The sequence below is a fragment of the Limnohabitans sp. JirII-29 genome (genome assembly GCF_003063395.1).
Lineage (GTDB): Bacteria > Pseudomonadota > Gammaproteobacteria > Burkholderiales > Burkholderiaceae_C > Limnohabitans.
In genome coordinates, this window is sequence record NZ_NESB01000006.1 from 35,991 (window position 1) to 52,999 (window position 17,009).

Genomic DNA, 17,009 nt, shown 5'->3' on the forward strand with positions numbered 1-17,009 from the left:
CCCAAAGACCATGCCTCAATTCGCCGCCAACCTCACCATGATGTACACCGAGTTGCCGTTTCTCGACCGCTTTGAAGCAGCGGCACAAGACGGCTTTACAGCGGTGGAGTATTTGTTTCCCTATGCGTTTGGAGCCCACGAACTGTCGGCTCGCTTGCAAGCCCACGGCTTGCAACAAGTGCTCTTCAATGCCCCTCCCGGCGGCACCGATGCCGCCAGCATTGACGCGGCTTGGGCAAGCAACACCCGTGGCATCGCCAGCATTCCTGGACGCGAAGCCGAGTTTCAAGCCGGTGTGCAATTGGCCCTGCGCTATGCCGAGGTGCTGCACTGCCCACGCATCCACCTGATGGCCGGCCTGCTGGGTGAGGGCCAAAGCCGCACCAGCAACTTGCCCACCTACCTCAGCAACCTGCGCTGGGCAGCGACCGAGGCGGCCAAGGCGGGCTTGGACGTGCTGATCGAGCCCATCAACACGCGCGACATTCCGGGTTTCTTTTTGAACCGCCAAGACCACGCACACGAAATCATCGAGACCGTGGGTGCCGCCAACCTCAAGGTGCAGATGGATCTGTACCACTGCCAAATCGTCGAAGGCGATGTGGCCATGAAGATTCGGCAATACCTGCCCACAGGCCGGGTCGGTCACTTTCAAATTGCGGGCGTGCCCGAGCGTCATGAGCCCAACATCGGTGAAATCAATTACCCGTATCTGTTTGATGTGATCGACGAAGTCTCGCAAGCGTGCAACTGGCAAGGCTGGGTCGGCTGCGAGTACCGCCCCCGTTTGGGCGGCCAAGCCGGTGGCACGTCGGCTGGTCTGGACTGGTTACGCGCACGCCGCTGATGGCTGGATCAGCCACTCTCCCAGCCACACCTACGTTGCACACACGGCACCCGCTTCACCTTTCACACGCCACTCACTCGTCACGCACCATGTCACAGCACTTCATAAACAACCAATGGGTCGCAGGCGCCTCGGGTGAATCGATCCCCGTGATCGACCCATCGACGGGTGACACCTTTGCCGCCATCGCACGCGGTAACGCCCACGACATCGACCAGGCCGTGGTTGCGGCACGTCAGGCTTACCAAGGTGCTTGGGGTGCCTTCACCGCCGCCGAACGTGGCCGGGTGCTGATGAAACTCGCCTACACCCTGCAAGACCACGCCGAAGAGCTGGCCCAGCTCGAATCGCGCGACTGCGGCAAACCGCTCAAGCAAGCACGCGCCGATGCCGCGGCCATCGTGCGTTACTTCGAGTTCTATGCCGGGGCCGCTGACAAACTGCTGGGCCACACCATCCCCTACCAAAACGGCTACACCGTGCTGACCTTGCGCGAACCGCATGGCGTGACGGGTCACATCGTGCCGTGGAACTATCCGCTGCAAATTTTTGGCCGCAGTGTGGGCGGCGCGCTAGCCGCAGGCAATGCCTGCGTGGTCAAACCCGCTGAAGACGCTTGTCTGTCGTTGTTGCGTGTGGCCGAACTGGCCGCCGAAGCGGGCCTGCCCCCAGGCGCCCTCAACATCGTCACCGGCTACGGCCATGAAGCGGGCGATGTGCTGGTCAAGCACCCGGGCATCGACCACATCTCGTTCACCGGCTCACCCACCATCGGGCAACTGGTGGTGCGCAACGCCAGCGTCAACTACACGCCTGTCACGCTAGAGCTTGGAGGCAAGTCGCCGCAGATCGTGTTTGCCGACGCCGACTTCGACGCCATGGTGCCAGTGGTGGTCAACGCCATCGTGCAAAACGCCGGACAAACCTGCTCGGCAGGCAGTCGCTTGCTGGTGCAACGCTCGGCGTATGAAGAGGTGCTGAGTCGTTTGAGCCAAGCCTTTGGCCAACTGCGCTGCGGCCCAGCCCAGATGGACCTCGATTGCGGCCCGCTGATTCGCCACAGCCAACTCGAACGCGTGCAACACTTTTTGCAGCAAGTGCAGCAAGACGGTTTGCCCATCGCAGGCCAAGGCCAGGTGGTGCCGCAAGCGCCAACTGGCGGTTTTTACCAAGCGCCCACGCTGGTGCGCGATGTGCCAGTGCAACACCGTCTGGCGCAAGAAGAAGTGTTCGGCCCCGTGTTGGCCGCCCTGCCCTTTGACGACGAGGCCGATGCCGTGCGCATCGCCAATGCCACCGAGTACGGCCTGGTCGCCAGCATCTGGACACGCGATGGTGCGCGCCAAATGCGGCTGGCACGTCAGGTGCGCTCAGGTCAGGTCTTCATCAACAACTACGGTGCTGGTGGCGGCATTGAGTTGCCGTTTGGCGGCGTCAAAGCCAGTGGCTGGGGCCGTGAAAAAGGCTTTGAAGCCTTGTACGGCTTCACCGTGCTCAAGACCATTTCCATCCAGCACGGTTGACAGGCAAACCCACCCCAAGGCCAAACGTCCCTCAGATGACGAGGCTCAGAACCCAAACAAGCGTTTGGGGTTGTCCCACATCACTTGCTGCAAGTCCTCTGGACTGAACTTGCGCTCCACGAGCTTGAGCAAGGTGCCGTAGTCCAAGCGGTAGGGCGCTTTCAAATAAGGCCAGTCCGAGGCCCAAATGCAGCGCGACATGCCAAACGCCTGCACCAGTTGCGCCACATGGGCATCCACATCGTCAAACGGAAACAGCTGTTGCGAGAACTTGGCGTAACCTGAAATCTTCACCACCGCTTGGCCACTGCGCCCCAGCGCCAACAGCGCTTGCACGCCGGGTGCTTGCAGGCCGTCGCTCAAGCGCGGACGCCCACAGTGGTCGATCAGCACGGGCACTTGGGTGCGCGCGATCATGGGCATGAGCTCAACCAACTGGTCAGCCTCCACCTGAAACTGCGCCCACAAGCCCAAGGCCGCCATGCGTTGCAGCAAGGGCTCAATGGCTTGGTAGTAAGCCAAGCCATGCAGCGACACGTTGAACGCCACACCCACAATGCCCTGCGCTTGCAGTTCTTGCAGTCGCTCGCTGGATGTGTCGTCGGCCAACACCGCAATGCCTTTGAAGCGCCCTGCCCCTTGTGCAATCGCGTCCAACAAACAGCGGTTGTCAAACCCGTAGCCCGAGTTGGGCCCCACCAGCAGCGCGTGTTGCACGCCGTAGGCATCCATCACGTGGGCGAAGTAGTCAGCAGTGCCAATCTCTTGCCCCTGGGGGTGGTAGGCCACGTCGCTCGCATACGCAAAGCGCTGCGGGTCCAGCACGTGGCAATGGCTGTCTATTTTGGGCAGATCAAAAATCGACACGCCCGCGCCTTAGAACGTGGCCGCAATGGCTTGGTGCAAAGCAGGCGTGATCTCGGGCATGACGCCGAACCAGGCATGGAACGCAGGGCGCGCTTGGTTGAGCAACATGCCCAGGCCGTTCACCGTGGTGTGGCCCCGCGCACGTGCCGCAGCCAACAGCGGTGTTTCCAGCGGAATGTAAATGGCGTCCGACACCAAGGCGGTGGCAGGCAGCGCGTCGAGGCGCACATCCAGCCCAGGCTGGCCGTGCATGCCTTGGTTGGTGGTATTGACCAGCAAGGCCACGCCGTCCATGGCGTCATTGCGCTCGCTCCAGTCGTACACCTTGACACGCTCGCCCAACAAGGCAGCCAGGTCATCGGCCTTGCTGCGCGTGCGGTTGACCAAGCGCACCTCTGGGGCACCTTCGTCCAACAAACTCAAGACCACCGCACGTGCGGCACCGCCCGCGCCCAACACCAATGCGGGGCCTGCGTCAGCACGCCAATCGGGTTGGGCATCGCGCAAGCTTTGGATGTAACCAAAACCATCGTTGTTGAAACCATGCAAGCTGCCATCGGCTTGCACGACGATGGTGTTGATGGCACCCATGCGCTGGGCCACCGGATGCACCACGTCCATCATGGCCATGGCGTTGACCTTGTGCGGGATGGTGATGTTGCAACCGGCAAAGCCCAAAGCGGGCAGGCCACGGATGGCGTCGCTCAATTTGTCGGGTTGTACCGGCAGCAAGGCATAGGTACCGCGCAAACCATATTGAGCAATCCAATGGTTGTGGATCACGGGTGAGCGCGAATGGGCCACGGGCCAGCCCATGACACCCGCCAAAACGAATTTCTGATCAGACACAGATCACCTTATTTTTTGTTGACAGGGGGAAGGATATCGCTCACCACTTGCTTGCCACCGACCACACGGGTCATGTAGCTCTCGCGGTCGAGGTCGCCGTTGGCGTCAAAGCTCACATCCAACAAAATACCCGGATGGTCTTTGGCCGACAGGCTGATGCCGTGCATGGCTGCGGCAAAGGCTTTGGGATCGAACTTGCCAATCTTTTCGGTCACCGCTTTCACGATGTACATGCCGCTGTAGCCCTTCAAGCCATTGTGATCCGAGCGACTTTTGAATTCGCGCTGGAAAGCCTCGTCAAATTTGCGCACCGTGGCTTGCGGTGCATCGGCGGTCAAGCCCACGTGGGCCACGGCACCGTTGGCACTGTCACCGGCGAGTTCAATCACCTTTTGGCTGGTCAGCACCGTCTCACCAATCACCGGCTTGTTGTAGCCCTGCTTGCGCAACTCACGCAACAAACGCGCGGCTTCCTCTTCGTTGGTGTAGACAAACACCGCATCGCTGTTGCTCTGACGCGCTTTGAGCACGGGGCTGCTGAAGTCCAACTGACCAGGTTCGGTAGAAATGTCAGAGGCCACCTTGATGCCGCGTGACTCCAAAGCTTTGACGATCAAATCGCGCCCGCCCTTGCCAAAGTCGTTGTTGGTGTAGATCACGTCCACGTTCTTGGCTTTGACCTTGTCACGGATGTAGTTGGCAATCTTGGGCATGGCCGAGGCTTGCGTGAACGAGGTGCGGAAGATGTAGGGGTTGCCTTGCTGGGTGATGGCCGCAGCCTCACCGCCGGTGAAGTTCGGAATCTCAGCGCGGCGCGTCTCGGCCATGCTGACCAAGATGGAGCCTGAGAACACCGGGCCCATCACCACATACGCACCGTCATCGGCGGCTTTTTGGGCCAAGCCTTTGGAAACGCCGGGGTTGGACTGGGTGTCAAACGCTTGGTAATCGATCTTGCGACCCAAGATGCCGCCTGCGGCATTGATTTCTTTGACGGCCAGCTTGATGCCGTTGTCAAAGTTGGTGCCCGAGGTGGTGCCCGTGCCCGTCAACTCCACCAAACCCACCACCTTGACAGTTGGTTGGGCCATGGCCAAGCCGGCCGTCAAGCAAGCCAGCACAGTGACAGTTTTGAAAATTCGAACCATGGTTGTCTCCTGGGTTGTGATGCGTTTTGAACGTGAGGGAATTTAACAGGTTTGAGGGTGCTGAAAATCTGCTGTTGGACGGCCTATTACGGGTAAAGCCTAGAAGTTGGCACGCTAATCGCTTGTTAAATCTCACGTTCATGCGAACCATGGCGCTCATCACCAAACATCACCCATCAGGAGAAAATTCGTGAAAATTTGCAAACGTTTGTTGCTGTCACTCACCGCTTCACTGTGCTTAGGCAGCATGTTGGGCAGCGCCCACGCGCAATCGGCGCTGGACAACATTCAAAAAACCAAACTCATCAAGATCGCCATCCCCACCGACTTTCCGCCTTATGGCTTTGTCGGCATCGACCTCAAGCCTCAGGGCCTGGACATCGACATGGCCAACTACATCGCCGCCAAGATGGGCGTAGGCGTTGAGTTGCTGCCGGTGAGCAGCGCCAACCGCATTGCGTATTTGCAAACCAAGAAGGCCGATTTGGTGATCTCCACCTTGGGCAAAAACCCCGAGCGTGAAAAAGTGATCGACTTCACCGCGGCTTACTCGCCCTTCTTTCAAGCCATCTTTGCGCCCAAGTCACTCGCCATCAAAAGCATGAACGACCTGGCGGGCAAAAGCGTGGCCGTCACACGTGGTGCCATCGAAGACCAAGAGCTCACCAAGGTTGCTCCGGCCAGCGCCGACATCAAACGCTTTGAAGACAACAACGCCACCGTGTCGGCCTTTGTCTCGGGTCAAACCCAACTGGTCGCCACCGGCGCATCGGTGGCGGGCAACATGATGCAGCGCAACCCACAGTTGGGTGCCGAGTACAAGTTGTTGCTCAAAGACAGCCCCAACTTCATTGGCGTGGCCAAGGGCGAAGACGCGCTGCGCCTGAAGGTCAACGCCATCATTGCCGACGCCAAGAAGTCAGGAGACATTGAAAAGATGGCCCAAAAGTGGCTCGGTCGCGCCGCAGGCCAGTTGCCCGACTGAAGGCTGACACAGCATGCAGATTGAACTGGACTTTGCAGCCGTCTTGTCCCAGTGGCCGCTGCTGGCCAAAGGCGTGGCCTGGACACTGGGGCTCACCGCCATCTCGGCCCTGCTTGGCGGCTTGGCCGGTGTGGGCTGCGCCTGGGTGCGCACCCAAGGCGCCGCTTGGAGCCGCACACTGGTGGGTGTGTATGTGGAGTTGTTTCGCAACACGCCTTTCATTGTTCAGCTCTTTTTCATCTTCTTTGGCTTACCCGCCATGGGCGTCAAGCTCACCCCCGAATGGGCCTCGGTAATTGCCATGGTGCTCAACCTCGGGGCCTATGCCAGCGAGATCGTGCGCGCAGGCATTCAAGCCACGCCGCCCGGCCACATCGAAGCGGCCTACAGCCTCGCGCTGACCCGCATGCAAACCTTTGTGTGGGTGGTGCTGCCGCCCGCCTTGCAACGCGTGTGGCCGGCGTTGGTGAGTCAAATCATCATCGTCATGCTGGGCTCGGCGGTGTGTGGGCAAATCTCCACCGAAGAACTCAGCTTCGCGGCCAACCTGATTCAAAGCCGCAATTTCCGCGCCTTTGAGGCCTTCATCGTGGCCACCGTGATCTACCTGCTGCTGTCCGGCATCGTGCGCTGGGCGCTCAACCAGTTGGGCCAGCGCTTCATCTTTGGAGGCGGCCATGGTTGAGTTCTCACTGTGGGACATCGTGCGCAACTTGCTGCTGGCAGCGCGTTGGACGGTGGTGCTGTCGCTGATCGCTTTCGTGGGCGGCGGGCTGGTGGGTCTGTTGCTGTTGGTGCTGCGCACCACCCACAGCAAGGCCTTGCGTGTTGGCGTGTCGGCCTATGTGCAGGTGTTCCAAGGCACGCCCTTGCTGATGCAACTGTTCTTGGCCTACTTTGGCATGGCGCTGCTGGGCTTTGAGACCTCGGCCTGGACCGCCGCTGCGGTGGCGCTGACGCTCTACAGCAGCGCTTTTTTGGCCGAGATCTGGCATGGCTGCGTGCGCGCCATTCCCAAAGGCCAATGGGAAGCCGCGCAAAGCCTGGCCCTGAGTTTTGGTGAGCAACTGCGCTGGGTCATCTTGCCGCAAGCCGCGCGTGTGGCGGTGGCACCCACGGTGGGCTTTTTGGTTCAAGTGGTCAAGGGCACGGCGCTCGCGTCGGTGATTGGCTTCATTGAACTCACCAAGGCCGGCACCATGATCACCAATGCCACCTTCAAACCTTTCATCGTCTACAGCTGTGTGGCCTTGTTGTACTTCGCCCTGTGCTACCCCATCAGCCTGTACGCCCGTATTTTAGAAAGCAAGCTCCATGTCACACGCTGACCCCCATGCGCCTTTGGCCGTCAACATCCAGGGCTTGCGCAAGTCCTATGGCACCCACGAGGTGCTCAAGGGCATTGACCTGCAAGTCCAAGCGGGTGAAGTGATCGCCATCATTGGCAAAAGCGGCTCGGGCAAGAGCACCCTGCTGCGCTGCATCAACGGCTTGGAGGTGTTTCAACACGGCACGCTCACCGTGCAAGGCCAAGCCTTGGTGTACGACGACGCGGCAGCCATGCGCGCCTTGCGCCAGCAAGTGGGCATGATTTTTCAGTCCTTCAACCTGTTCCCGCACCTGAGCGTGGGCGACAACATCACCCTGGCGCCTGGCTTGGTCAAGAAGACCCCCAAGCCCGAGTTGCAAGCCACAGCGCTTCGGCTGTTGGCACGTGTGGGCTTGTCCGACAAGTTGAACGCCTTCCCAGAACAACTCTCCGGCGGCCAACAACAACGCGTTGCCATTGCACGCGCCTTGGCCATGGCACCCGGCATTTTGTTGTGCGACGAAATCACCTCGGCGCTCGACCCCGAGTTGGTGGGCGAGGTGTTGGCGGTGGTGGAGTCGCTGGCGCAAGAAGGCATGACCTTGCTGATGGTGACGCACGAGATGAACTTTGCGCGCAAGGTCAGCGACCGTGTGGTCTTCATGCACCAAGGTCTGGTCCACGAAATGGGCGCGCCCGACACACTGTTTGCCAACCCGCAAACACCGGAGCTGCAACAGTTTTTGTCTTCGCTGCAATAAAAATTTCCAGCTCAGGGCGACGCGACGCGCAGCCACGCCATCTTGGTGCAAGCACCACCCAAGTTGGTTCACGGCAGCGCCAAAGCCGTGCCAATGGGTTCAAACACCCCCTCAGAAACGTGGCACAGCCTTTGCAACCTCTCCAGTGGGGGTAGAAGCGTTCAGCACCTCGGTTTGACCGATATGCAGGAAATTGCCACCGACAACGAATGCCTTGGCAGGCAGCTTGTTTCGGTGTGCACGCGCGCAACGCAAGGGCTTTGCCATGGTGTGAATCACGCCATTTTTGAAGAGGTCCACATGCCCATGCACACAGCCCCACGTCGCAGCTTCATTGCCAAGTGTTTGTTGCTCAGCGCTTTTGCGCTTCAAGGTCTGGCTCACGCCGACGACAAAATCACCTTCCTCACCAGCTGGTATGCACAGGCCGAGCACGGCGGCTTCTACCAAGCCCTGGCCACAGGCTTGTACAAAAAAGCCGGGCTCGATGTCACCGTGAAGATGGGCGGCCCACAAATCAACGGCATGCAACTGCTCACCGCAGGCCAGGCCGACTTGATCATGGGCTACGACTTTCAGGTCATGAGTGGCGTGGAGAAAGGCTTGCCGGTGGTGACCGTGGCCACCTCGTTCCAAAGCGATTTGCAAGGCATGCTGACCCACGACGATGTGAAGTCGCTGGCCGACCTCAAAGGCAAAACCATTTTGGTGGCCTCGTCGGGGCGTGCCAGTTGGTGGCCCTGGTTGAAAGCCAAATACGGCTACACCGACGAGCAAAGCAAGCCCTACACCTTCAACCTGCAACCCTTCTTTGCCGACGCCAACACCGCGCAGCAAGCCTACCCGTCGTCTGAGCCCTTCCAAGCCATGAAGGGCAATGTGCCCGCCAAGTTCTTCTTGTTTGCCGATGAAGGCTACCCCCCTTACGGCACCACCTTGGTGTCCACCACGGGCTTTGTCAAATCCAACCCCGACGCGGTCAAGCGCTTTGTGCGCGCCACCATGGAAGGCTGGGTGAGTTACTTCAAAAACCCAGCACCCGGCAATGAGTTGATCAAAAAAGACAACCCCAACATGAGCGACGAACAAATTGCGTTTGCCATCAAGCAAATGAAAGACCTCAAGGTCTTGGGTGGCGGTGACGCAGCCAAGATGGGCGTGGGCACCATGACCGAAGCACGCTGGAAAAAAACCTACGACTACCTGGTGAGCGAAAAGTTGATCAAGCCTGAAACACCGTGGCGCAATGCGTTCACGCTCGACTTTGTCAAAGACCTGCGCGTGATGCCCTGACCCTGAGACACACCATGACAGACCCCACACCCCTGCCCGAGATGGCGTCCCACGACAACCCCTGCGTGGACGTGTTGTCCGCGCACAAAACCTACGCCAACGGCACCCAAGCCCTGGCTCCGGTGAGCTTGAGCGTGCGTGCAGGGGAATTTGTCTCATTGATTGGGCCATCGGGCTGCGGCAAAAGCACGCTGCTGAAAATGATGGCGGGCTTGCTCACGCCCACCGACGGACGCATCCGTTGGTGGCGCTCGGGCTTTGACGCGGTGGGCCAGCCCGGCCGTCAGTTGGCCTTTGTGTTCCAAGAGGCCACGCTGATGCCCTGGTGCCGCGTGGCGGCCAATGTGCGTTTGCCACTCGACTTGGCCGGTGTGCCACCCAGCGAGAGTGGGCCTCGTGTGCAAGCCGCGCTAGAGCGCGTGGGCTTGGGCCCTTATGCGCAACGCTACCCCCGCGAACTCTCGGGCGGTATGCAAATGCGCGTGTCCATCGCACGGGCGCTGGTGACACAGCCCAACCTGTTGCTGATGGACGAGCCGTTTGGCGCGCTCGACGAAATCACCCGCAATCGGCTGGACGAAGACATGCGCCAGCTCTGCATTGAACAGAACCTCACGGTGGTGTTTGTCACCCACTCGGTGTACGAAGCGGCGTTCTTGTCCGACCGCGTGGTGGTGATGGCCGCGCGCCCTGGGCGCGTGCATGCCAGCTACGACATTGCGCACAACGGACCGCGCGATGCGGCCTACCGCACCAGCGACACCTTTGGGCGCCACTGCACCGACTTGTCGGCCCTGCTCTACCAGGCCAGCCTGGCCAGTGGCACCGGCGAAGAGGGCACCACGCCTGTGGCCACCGGGAGTGCCACATGAGCCCGTTGATTCGCTCCGAAAAGTTCTTGACCTGGTTTGCCCCCGGCTTGGTGGGCGTGCTGTTGCTGCTGGCCTGGGAAGTCGCTTGCTGGCACTTGGCCGTGCCCGACTACATCGTGCCGCGCCCGAGTGTGATTGCCACCACCCTGCGCTTGGATTTTGTGATCTTGATGAAGTCGCTGTGGGTGACTATGCAAATCACCTTCATGGCGTTTGTGCTGGCCACACTCATCGGCACCTTGATCGCGTTTGTGTTTGTGCAAAGCCGTTGGATTGAAATCAGCTTCTTTCCCTACGCGGTGCTGTTGCAGGTCACGCCCATTGCGGCCATTGCCCCGCTGATCATCATCTGGGTCAAAGACACCATGTTGGCGCTGACCGTGTGCGCCACCATCATTGCCTTGTTCCCGGTCATCGCCAACACCACCCTGGGGCTGCGCAGCGTCAACCCAGGCTTGGCCTCGCTGTTTCGCATGCAGCGCGCGTCTAAGTTGCAAACCCTGCTGCGCTTGCAAATTCCCACCGCCTTGCCTTATTGGTTTGCGGGCTTGCGCATCTCCAGCGGCTTGTCGCTGATTGGTGCGGTGGTGGCCGAGTTTGTGGCCGGCACCGGCGGCCAGGGCGCGGGCTTGGCCTATCAAATTTTGCAGGCGGGTTTTCAAATCAACATCCCGCGTTTGTTTGCCGCTTTGTTTTTAATTTCTGTTGCAGGCATTGCCCTGTTTGTGCTGATGCTGTTTGCCTCCAAGCGTGCCATTGGCCATTGGCACGACAGCGAAGCCACCACCGAAACGTGATCACCGAGACCTGACCCCATGACCAGCACCCTGATTCAAAACGCCAGCGCCATGCTGACCGGCGGCCCTGAGCCCCAAGCACGCACCCGCGCCACCGACCTGCGCATCGAAGGCGACCGCATCACCGAGATGGGCAGCCTCACCCCGCGTGCGGGCGAGACCGTGATTGACGCACGTGGCTGCGTGGTCTACCCCGGCTTTGTCAACACCCACCACCACTTGTTTCAGTCGGTGTTGAAAGGCGTGCCTGCTGGGCTGAACGTGCCACTGTTTGAGTGGCTGCAATCGGTGCCCTACCGCTATGGCCCTTACTTGGGTGAAGAGGCGATTGAGATCGCCGCCACCATCGGCATCGCCGAGTTGTTGCTGTCGGGCTGCACCACCGTGGCCGACCACCATTACCTGTACGGCACCAACATGGGCTACGACCCCAGCGCCACACTGTTCAACGTGGCCGAGCGCCTGGGCGTGCGCTTTGTGTTGCTGCGTGGGGGGGCCACCATGGGACGCTCGTTTGCCACCGACGAGCGCCCGCCCATGCCCACCCAACCGCTGGATGTGTTTTTGCGTGAGGTCGAGCACAGCACGCGTCAGTTCCACGACGCCTCGCCCCACGCCATGCGCAAGGTGGTGATGGCACCGACCACACCGTTTTATTCGTGCACACCCGACGAGCTGCGCGAGATGGCCCGTGCCGCGCGCAGCTTAGGCATTCGCCTGCACAGCCATTTGTCTGAGACCGCTGACTACGTGCGCTTTGCGCGAGACGTGCTCAAGTCTCGCCCGGTGGACTGGTGCGCGGAACACGAATGGATTGGCCCCGACGTGAGCTTTGCCCACATGGTGCATTTGGATGCCGAAGAAATTGCCATTTGCGGCCAAACCCAAACCGCCATCGCCCATTGCCCGCAAAGCAATGGCCGCTTGGGCAGCGGCGTGGCCCCCGTGCAAGCCTTGGCGCAAGCCGGTGCCACTGTGAGCATCGGGGTGGACGGTGCCGCCTCCAACGAAGCCGCCGACATGATCAGCGAACTACATGCGGCCTGGATGATTCACCGCGCCGTCAAAGGTGCCACCGCCCAATCGGTCGAGACCTTGGTGCACTGGGCCACGGCCAACGGGGCCAAAGTGCTGGGACTCGACGAGGTGGGCACACTGGCCCCTGGCATGCAGGCCGACTTGGTGCTCTACGACCTGACCCACCCACGCTACGCCGGTAACCACGACGACGCCACCGCGCCCATCACCGCAGGCGGGGCAGCCCAGGTGCGTCACGCCTGGGTGGCAGGACGCACGGTGGTGCGCGATGGCCAGATACCCGGCTTGGACTTGGCCGAGTTGTCGGCCCGCGCCCGTGCCTTGGTGAAAAAAATCCAGGCCTCTTAACGGCACACGTCACAGCCCACACGTCATCCCTCACAAAGGTCAAGCCATGCGCGTTTTGGTGGTGTTTTGTCATCCGGTGGAAACCAGTTTTCACGCCACGCTGCACCGCGACGTGGTGGGCGCACTCACGCAGGCGGGGCATGAGGTGGACGACTTTGACTTGTACGCCGAAGGCTTCAACCCGGTGCTGTCGCGCGAAGAGCGCTTGGGCTACCACGAAGTGCCCAGCAACCGCGTGCCGGTCGAAGCCTACTTGCAACGCCTGGAGCGTGCCGAGGCTTTGGTGTTTTGTTTTCCCACCTGGTGCTTTGGTTTGCCCGCCATGCTCAAAGGTTTTTTTGACCGTCTGCTCATGCCCGGTGTGGCCTTTGACATCAGCGACCCGGCTCACGTCAAACCCGCTCTCACCCACATCCGACGCATCAGCGCCGTGGTGACCTATGGACGTCCGCGCTGGATGGCGTGGTACATGGGCGACCCACCCCGGCACGTGATCACGCGGTATCTGAAAGTGCTGGCAGGCCCAGGCGTCAAAATTGACTACCACGCCCGATACCACATGAACGTGGCCACGCCCACGCAGCTCACCCGTTTTCGCGATCGCGTTCGCGACGCCATGTTGAAATTTAATTAGGAGTGCCTCTATGTTGGTCACACAACAAGCTGTTTTCAGAAAATTCTGGCATGCCGTCATGCCGCTGTCGCAACTCGCCGACGGCCCCAAACCGTTCACCCTGCTCGGTGAAAACTTGGTGCTGTTCATCGACGACAACGGCGAACCCGCTGCTTTGCAAGACCGCTGCTGTCACCGCACCGCAAAGCTGTCCAAAGGCTGGTGCGTCGACCAGCAAGGCCAGGCCTGTGGCCAAGGCCGTATCCGCTGCGGCTACCACGGCTGGACCTACGACCGCACAGGCAAGGTCGTGCAAATCGTGCAGTACGACGCTGACCGCGCCATTCCACCTGACTACTGCACCAAGGCTTACCACTGCACCGCACGCTACGGCTATGCCTGGGTGGCGCTGGAAGACCCGGTGGCCGACATTCCGCCCATCCCCGAATTTGATGCGCCCGGCTGGCGCACCATTTACCAGTTCTACGAAACCTGGGCCACCAGCCCCGTGCGTGCGCTGGAAAACAGCTTTGACAACTCGCACTTCAGCTTTGTGCACCGCGCCACCTTTGGTGTGGCAGCCTCCCCAAAACCCAGCAAGTACGAGTTGGTGGAGAACGACGCCGGCTTTTATGCCGAGACCATCATCCAGGCCGTGAACCCTGAGCAGTTTCAACAAATCAGCGGCGTGAGCGACCCCATCACCACGCGCCACATGCGCAATGCCTACTTTTTGCCGTTCTCACGTCGCCTGGACATCGAGTACCCCTCGGGCATTCGCCACATCATCATCAACTGCTTCACGCCCATTGACGACGGCCACATTCAGCTGTGCCAATGGCTGTTTCGCAACGACACCGAAGCCGAGTGCCCCGAAGCCATGCTGGTGCACTTTGACGAAGTCATCACACGCGAAGACAAAGACATCTTGGAGTCCACCGACCCCGACGCCGTGGTCGACCTGCGCCGCCGAGGGGTGGAATATTCCATGGACTCAGACCGTCCCGGCATCTTGATTCGCAAACACCTGATGACCCTGCTCAGCCAGTACGGCGAGGCCGAGGTACACCGCGGCAGCTGAAGCCGGCGTCAACGCCCTGGGGGCGGCATTTGTGCTTCACGGCCCCCTGGTCGATAACGGTCCATCACCTGATCCAAGCTGTCGTTGGTGATGGCCGGATTGGCCTGACGCAAGCACGTCAGCAACACCGCTTTGTTGGCATGCGTGCGGTCAGACTCGGGGCGCTGCCCAGCTGGGCTTGGATTGACCTGCGCAAAACAAGCGCGGAACTGCGCGGGTTGAATGCCAAGGTCGCGGCTGATCTGCGCCACCGGGCGCTGTGGATCGTCTTTGAGCACAGGTTGCGCGGCAAGCGAACACACCGTGGCGCATAGCCACGTGGCGAGGGTCCAAGAGCGGGTGTGACGCATGAGAGGCTCCAAGGGCGAGGGAATCTTGGCACATGGTAGCGAGCGTGTGTGGCTGAGACAATGCGAGATAACGGGAACACCCACAAAGGAACACAGCATGGCAATCGGTTGGCTCAAAGTGATTCAGAGCGTCCCCTGGTCGGACGTGATCAGCAACGCCCCCAAAGTGGCCGATGGTGCCAAGGGCCTGTGGGACCGCATGTCTAAAAAAGTGGCCGCAGACACCGAGGCCAGCGACGACGTGACGTCCACCCAGACCGCGCCCACCCACACGCTGGAACAACTGCAAAGCGAACTTGCAGCTTTGCGCAGCAGCCATCTGCAACTGGAAACACAAATGCTGGGCGCCACCGAGCTGATCAACAGCCTAGCGCAACAAAACCAGGACTTGGTGCAACGGGTGGATCGGCTGCAAAGCCAGATGCGGTGGCTTTTCGTGAAAATTCTTGTGGGTTTGGTGGTGGTGGGGTGCGCAGCATGGTGGTTGGGCAGGAGTTCAGGAATTTGACTTTTTGCGCTGTTGTCCAGCGTTCACAATAGCAATCGGTTTATGGCTATTTGCGGCTATATTTGTGGCTATGCTCAACACGGACAACATCAGCATCACGCCCAATGTCTTGGCGCTCATTGCGCAGATAGACGAGTTCAAAGGGGCATGGCGGGCACTGACTTCGTTGGCTCCAGAAAGACTATTGGCGCTACGACACATAGCTACCGTTGAAAGTGCGGCCTCATCGACGCGCATTGAAGGCAGCAAGCTCACCAATGCCGAAGTCGATGCCTTGATCTCGAACATCAAGGCCCAAAAATTCACCACCCGTGACGAACAGGAAGTCGCGGGCTACGCGCAAGTGATAGAGCTGCTTTTCGCGTCTTGGAAACATATTGCCTTCAACGAAAACCATATCCAGCAGTTGCACCGCGATTTACTCCAGCACAGCAGCAAAGATGCGCACCATCGAGGGCAGTACAAAAAGATCTCCAACAGCGTCGCCGCCTTCAATGAGAAAGGCGAACAGGTGGCCGTGGTCTTCGAGACAGCGACCCCATTTGACACGCCTCGCCTCATGCAAGAGTTGGTCGATTGGCTACGCCATACACGTGAGAACAAAACCCTACACCCGCTGCTGATCGTGGCCGTTTTTGTGGTGGTCTTCCTAGAGATTCACCCCTTTGAGGATGGCAACGGGCGCTTGTCGCGCATCTTGACCACACTGCTCATGCTTCAGCTCGGTTACAGCTATGTGCCGTACAGCTCGTTGGAAAGCATCATTGAGCAAAACAAAGGCGGGTACTACATCGCACTGCGCCAGACACAAGGCACGATTCGCACCGACAGCCCCAACTGGCAACCATGGATTGTGTTTTTCCTTTCATCACTGGCATCCCAAGTCAAACGCCTCGCAGAGAAGGTCGAGCGAGAAAAAATGCTCTCTCAACGTTTGCCAAAGCTCTCCGCTGACTTGGTTGCCTTGGCCAGAGAACATGGCAGGCTCACCACGTTGCAGGCCGAGCAACAAACAGGCGCAAACCGCGCCACCATCAAGGCACATCTGGCCAAACTCGCCAAGGACGGTCACTTGGTCAAGCATGGCGTGGGTCGCGGCACTTGGTATGTGGCCTCAAGCCATTGACAAGGCAGGACCCGTATTGGCTAGCGGCACCATCGGCATGAAACCAATGAGCAAGCCAAACGACTCAACCCCGCTCTAAAAAATCTGCAATCAACTCCAAGCGCACTAAAGGGCTGTCAAGCGCCAGCAGGTTTTGCTTCATGGCGTGCGGCAGGGGCAGCAACTCACACCAACGGTTGGCAACCCAACCGCAGTCGTCAAATGCAAACGGTGTGGTCGCGCGCAATGGCTGCGGGCTGGATGCCTCTGCCTGCATGCGCTGAATCAAACTTTCCAGTTGCTGCGCCACATGCACCAAGTCGTCGGGCACGGCCACCACTTGATCTGCGGCCAGGCGCTCGACATCGCCCAACCAAAGGCCGTGTTTGAGCTTGCGTTGCCCCAGCACCTGAAAGCGCTGTTCGCCCACGCAGTCAATGCGTATCAGGCCTGGGTGTGGCGATTGCCATGCGGTGATGCGTGCCATGGTGCCAATGCTTTTGAAAATTTCAGGGGCGTGCCCTGCGTCGCCACGCTTGCGAACGTCGCCCCCTTCGGTGAGAGACACCACGCCAAAGGGCAAACCCTTGCGCAGGCAGCGCCCCACCATGTCAAGGTAACGCTCTTCAAAAATTTGCAGCGGCAAGTGCCCACCTGGAAAGAGCACCGCGCCCAATGGAAACAGCGGCATCTCAGTCATCAGGTTTGTGTCCAC

Annotated in this window: 19 protein-coding genes; 14 read left to right on the plus strand and 5 right to left on the minus strand. The window is 59.9% G+C overall.

Annotated features, from left to right (window positions below):
- The first annotated feature begins 10 nt into the window (after positions 1-10).
- The gene (gene otnI, locus B9Z39_RS10620) at positions 11-847 is read left to right on the plus strand and encodes a 2-oxo-tetronate isomerase (RefSeq protein WP_108301706.1); all 837 of its coding nucleotides are present in this window, start codon (positions 11-13) and stop codon (positions 845-847) included.
- An 89-nt stretch (positions 848-936) separates the two neighbouring features.
- The gene (locus B9Z39_RS10625) at positions 937-2,370 is read left to right on the plus strand and encodes an aldehyde dehydrogenase family protein (RefSeq protein WP_108301707.1); all 1,434 of its coding nucleotides are present in this window, start codon (positions 937-939) and stop codon (positions 2,368-2,370) included.
- Between the two features lie 45 nt (positions 2,371-2,415).
- Here the strand turns inward: B9Z39_RS10625 and B9Z39_RS10630 are convergent, their stop codons facing one another.
- From B9Z39_RS10630 to B9Z39_RS10640, 3 genes are read right to left on the minus strand one after another with little or no spacing between them, the layout of a single operon-like run.
- Complete coding sequence (locus B9Z39_RS10630; RefSeq protein WP_108301708.1) at positions 2,416-3,237, minus strand: amidohydrolase; 822 nt, start codon at positions 3,235-3,237, stop codon at positions 2,416-2,418.
- 9 nt (positions 3,238-3,246) lie between these two features.
- Positions 3,247-4,086, minus strand: a complete 840-nt coding sequence (locus B9Z39_RS10635; protein WP_108301709.1) for a shikimate dehydrogenase — start codon at positions 4,084-4,086, stop codon at positions 3,247-3,249.
- An 8-nt stretch (positions 4,087-4,094) separates the two neighbouring features.
- Entirely contained in the window at positions 4,095-5,234 is a 1,140-nt protein-coding gene (locus B9Z39_RS10640) for an ABC transporter substrate-binding protein (RefSeq protein WP_108301710.1), read from the minus strand.
- Positions 5,235-5,481: 247 nt separating this feature from the next.
- Between B9Z39_RS10640 and B9Z39_RS10645 the strand changes: the two genes are divergently transcribed.
- The 10 genes from B9Z39_RS10645 (at position 5,482) to B9Z39_RS10695 (ending at position 14,331) form a co-directional block, all read left to right on the plus strand.
- Positions 5,482-6,219, plus strand: coding sequence for a transporter substrate-binding domain-containing protein (locus B9Z39_RS10645; RefSeq protein ID WP_108301711.1), 738 nt, complete (start codon positions 5,482-5,484; stop codon positions 6,217-6,219).
- A 13-nt stretch (positions 6,220-6,232) separates the two neighbouring features.
- A complete protein-coding gene (locus B9Z39_RS10650) occupies positions 6,233-6,904 on the plus strand; it encodes an amino acid ABC transporter permease (RefSeq protein WP_108301712.1) in 672 nt (223 codons plus the stop codon).
- The gene (locus tag B9Z39_RS10655) at positions 6,897-7,547 is read left to right on the plus strand and encodes an amino acid ABC transporter permease (protein ID WP_108301713.1); all 651 of its coding nucleotides are present in this window, start codon (positions 6,897-6,899) and stop codon (positions 7,545-7,547) included. Before B9Z39_RS10650 ends, B9Z39_RS10655 begins: the two co-directional genes overlap by 8 nt.
- Entirely contained in the window at positions 7,534-8,289 is a 756-nt protein-coding gene (locus B9Z39_RS10660) for an amino acid ABC transporter ATP-binding protein (RefSeq protein WP_108301714.1), read from the plus strand. Before B9Z39_RS10655 ends, B9Z39_RS10660 begins: the two co-directional genes overlap by 14 nt.
- 300 nt (positions 8,290-8,589) lie before the next feature.
- Entirely contained in the window at positions 8,590-9,582 is a 993-nt protein-coding gene (locus B9Z39_RS10670; RefSeq protein WP_233202449.1) for an ABC transporter substrate-binding protein, read from the plus strand.
- A 14-nt stretch (positions 9,583-9,596) separates the two neighbouring features.
- On the plus strand, positions 9,597-10,454 hold the full coding sequence (locus B9Z39_RS10675; RefSeq protein WP_108301716.1) for an ABC transporter ATP-binding protein: 858 nt from the start codon (positions 9,597-9,599) through the stop codon (positions 10,452-10,454).
- Complete coding sequence (locus B9Z39_RS10680) at positions 10,451-11,251, plus strand: ABC transporter permease (protein WP_100144095.1); 801 nt, start codon at positions 10,451-10,453, stop codon at positions 11,249-11,251. The genes B9Z39_RS10675 and B9Z39_RS10680 overlap by 4 nt, the downstream gene beginning before the upstream one ends.
- 18 nt (positions 11,252-11,269) lie before the next feature.
- Positions 11,270-12,637, plus strand: a complete 1,368-nt coding sequence (locus tag B9Z39_RS10685; protein WP_100144094.1) for an amidohydrolase family protein — start codon at positions 11,270-11,272, stop codon at positions 12,635-12,637.
- A gap of 46 nt (positions 12,638-12,683) precedes the next feature.
- Complete coding sequence (locus B9Z39_RS10690; protein ID WP_100144092.1) at positions 12,684-13,271, plus strand: NAD(P)H-dependent oxidoreductase; 588 nt, start codon at positions 12,684-12,686, stop codon at positions 13,269-13,271.
- A gap of 10 nt (positions 13,272-13,281) precedes the next feature.
- Positions 13,282-14,331: a Rieske 2Fe-2S domain-containing protein gene (locus B9Z39_RS10695; RefSeq protein WP_108301717.1), complete on the plus strand. Its 1,050-nt coding sequence runs from the start codon at positions 13,282-13,284 to the stop codon at positions 14,329-14,331.
- Between the two features lie 8 nt (positions 14,332-14,339).
- On the opposite strand, the gene B9Z39_RS10700 is transcribed toward B9Z39_RS10695, so the two are convergent.
- Complete coding sequence (locus tag B9Z39_RS10700; protein ID WP_199221200.1) at positions 14,340-14,681, minus strand: hypothetical protein; 342 nt, start codon at positions 14,679-14,681, stop codon at positions 14,340-14,342.
- Between the two features lie 97 nt (positions 14,682-14,778).
- Here B9Z39_RS10700 and B9Z39_RS10705 point away from each other — a divergent pair, with 97 nt between their 5' ends.
- Both B9Z39_RS10705 and B9Z39_RS10710 read left to right on the plus strand, forming a co-directional pair.
- Positions 14,779-15,189, plus strand: a complete 411-nt coding sequence (locus B9Z39_RS10705; RefSeq protein ID WP_108301718.1) for a hypothetical protein — start codon at positions 14,779-14,781, stop codon at positions 15,187-15,189.
- Between the two features lie 70 nt (positions 15,190-15,259).
- On the plus strand, positions 15,260-16,315 hold the full coding sequence (locus B9Z39_RS10710) for a Fic family protein (RefSeq protein WP_108301719.1): 1,056 nt from the start codon (positions 15,260-15,262) through the stop codon (positions 16,313-16,315).
- 64 nt (positions 16,316-16,379) lie between these two features.
- Here the strand turns inward: B9Z39_RS10710 and B9Z39_RS10715 are convergent, their stop codons facing one another.
- Positions 16,380-16,994, minus strand: a complete 615-nt coding sequence (locus B9Z39_RS10715) for an LON peptidase substrate-binding domain-containing protein (RefSeq protein ID WP_233248982.1) — start codon at positions 16,992-16,994, stop codon at positions 16,380-16,382.
- Between the last annotated feature and the right edge of the window lie 15 nt (positions 16,995-17,009).